We start from the raw sequence: 2,500 nt of genomic DNA, 5'->3' as shown, positions 1-2,500 counted from the left end.
TCCGCATGGAAGGGCCATCGCTCAACGGATAAAAGCTACCCCGGGGATAACAGGCTTATCTCCCCCAAGAGTCCACATCGACGGGGAGGTTTGGCACCTCGATGTCGGCTCATCGCATCCTGGGGCTGTAGTCGGTCCCAAGGGTTGGGCTGTTCGCCCATTAAAGCGGTACGCGAGCTGGGTTCAGAACGTCGTGAGACAGTTCGGTCCCTATCCGTCGTGGGCGTAGGAAATTTGAGAGGAGCTGTCCTTAGTACGAGAGGACCGGGATGGACGCACCGCTGGTGTACCAGTTGTTCTGCCAAGGGCATAGCTGGGTAGCTATGTGCGGAAGGGATAAGTGCTGAAAGCATCTAAGCATGAAGCCCCCCTCAAGATGAGATTTCCCATAGCGTAAGCTAGTAAGATCCCTGAAAGATGATCAGGTTGATAGGTTCGAGGTGGAAGCATGGTGACATGTGGAGCTGACGAATACTAATAGATCGAGGACTTAACCATATAATATGTAGCAATGTTATCTAGTTTTGAAGGAATATACCTTCAATAGTTTGGTGATGATGGCAGAGAGGTCACACCCGTTCCCATACCGAACACGGAAGTTAAGCTCTCTAGCGCCGATGGTAGTTGGGACCTTGTCCCTGTGAGAGTAGGACGTCGCCAAGCAACTTTAAGACAAGTCAGAATAACTTGTCTTTTTTGTGTTTTGTAAAATAAACTTGTAATTAATGTAAGCTCTATGAGTAAGTTTATCTAGCAAGAAACAACTTTATTTTATTAGAATTTCACATTTAAGTAGCATACCTTCAGAAAAATATGACTAAGCTTTAAAGTCTATTTGCTAACAAGAATATATATACGAAGTATTACCCTCTGGAGCCTACTCACACCCTCTTTTATTTCTGCAGTTGTTAAATGTCCATACCCTATAATAATTCGATTGTAATGTTTTCCTTTTTCAATGGCGTGATCTTCCACAGGATATACTTTCACTCCGAGTTGTTGGATTTTCTCAAGTAATTCTTTTGTGAATTGAACTTGATTGAATTCAACAATCAGATGTAATACTGTAAAATAACCGAAAATATTGATTGTATTTGAGAATGTTGATTTTAATTGCTGGATAAGGAAGTCTCTTCGATTTTTATAGATTTTTTTCATCTTCATAATATGCCGTTCCAAATAATCTTCAGCAATAAATTTAGAAAGGATAAGCTGATTTAAAGAAGGTGTATGTAAAACGGAATGAACATATAAAAGCATATGTTCAACAATCCAATGAACTCTATACGTTATTGTTACAAGCTGCGAAACGCTTTGTCACCGGAGAAACGAGACATGAGGGGATTGGGACGGCAAAAGAACTAATTACAAAAGGTTATCATACTTCACTAGAATACATAGGGGAAAATACTCTTGATATAGAGGGATGTTATAAAGCAAAAAAATGAGTTTTTGAATCTTATTGGGGACATAGGTACTCTATCTATGAAACAAACAGTATCACTTGATTTATCTCATATTGGATTGTCTATAGATCCAGAAATATCTTATATTCATTTAATGGAGTTGGCAGAGAAGGCGAAAGTACATGGAACTACCCTTATGATAAGTATGGAAGAATCATCTAAAGCAGCGGACATTCTTTCCATTTATAAAAAGGTAACTGAGCAATATCATAATGTAGGGATAACAATACAGGCACATTTATACCGCTCAAACAATGATATTCAAGAACTCCTTCATTATCCAGGAAAAATAAGAGTTGTAAAAGGTGCCTATCAAGAAGTTCCGGATATTGCTATGCCTAGATCAACTGATTTAAATCAACAGTATCTTCAAATTGTAGAAAAACTAGCTGAAAACCATCACCCTGTATCTATAGCTACACATGATGAAATTCTTATTAAAGAGATGGAGCAACGTCAATATTTTAGTCACCCTAATGTAGAAATAGAAATGTTATATGGAATTCGTCCGGATATGTTAAGAGATTTGAAAAACAAAGGACATAACGCTAGAGTATATTTGACTCGTGGAAAATAACGGTATTTATATTTATGTCATCGGATAGCCGAACATCCAGAAAATCTATATTATGCAGTGACAGATATGATACATTCACCTTTACCAGAGTAGAGAATATTGAATAGACATTTAATACTAAATGTAAAAATGATGTTGGTTGTTGCTTAAAAATAAGAGCCGGATTTTTCTTAGAATAGAAATTCCGGCCCATTTCATATTGAAATTTTTTTAGTATATATTTGCGTTAAAGGCGGACAGCACCTCTGTAGGTATTGAGGGGATTATGATTTATAATTGTGCAGCCGTCGTATACCTTGTTGTAGAATTGTTTTTGTATGGTTGTGTATTGTATTCTTAGGGGGAGATAGAAACAAAGGAAATTATGATTCTATATGTATTTTAAAAGGGGGATATATACTAGAAATGAAACTAAATGCTTTGTTAGTGAAAGGATTCGCTCTTTTAGCGGTAAAAC

2 rRNA genes and 2 pseudogenes (1 of these 4 cut by a window edge) are annotated in these 2,500 nt (G+C 37.4%); 3 read left to right on the top strand and 1 reads right to left on the bottom strand.

What is annotated here, in order from left to right:
* Together N2V92_RS05970 and rrf are read left to right on the top strand one after the other, a co-directional pair.
* Positions 1-498 (top strand): 23S ribosomal RNA (locus tag N2V92_RS05970) (it extends 2,424 nt beyond the left edge of the window).
* A 49-nt stretch (positions 499-547) separates the two neighbouring features.
* A 5S ribosomal RNA gene (rrf, locus tag N2V92_RS05965) occupies positions 548-663 on the top strand.
* Between the two features lie 168 nt (positions 664-831).
* Here rrf and N2V92_RS05960 read toward each other — a convergent pair.
* Positions 832-1,308: pseudogene (locus tag N2V92_RS05960) on the bottom strand (PLP-dependent aminotransferase family protein); the annotation flags it as partial.
* Here N2V92_RS05960 and N2V92_RS05955 point away from each other — a divergent pair.
* A pseudogene (locus N2V92_RS05955) lies at positions 1,227-2,136 on the top strand (proline dehydrogenase family protein). The pseudogenes N2V92_RS05960 and N2V92_RS05955 sit on opposite strands and share 82 nt — an antisense overlap.
* Positions 2,137-2,500: the final 364 nt, after the last annotated feature.

Source organism: Bacillus sp. CH_48 (assembly GCF_038008465.1).
Classification (GTDB): domain Bacteria; phylum Bacillota; class Bacilli; order Bacillales; family Bacillaceae_G; genus Bacillus_A; species Bacillus_A thuringiensis_S.
The sequence above is the reverse complement of the archived record's forward strand: the minus strand, read 5'-3'. Positions and strand labels throughout refer to the sequence as shown.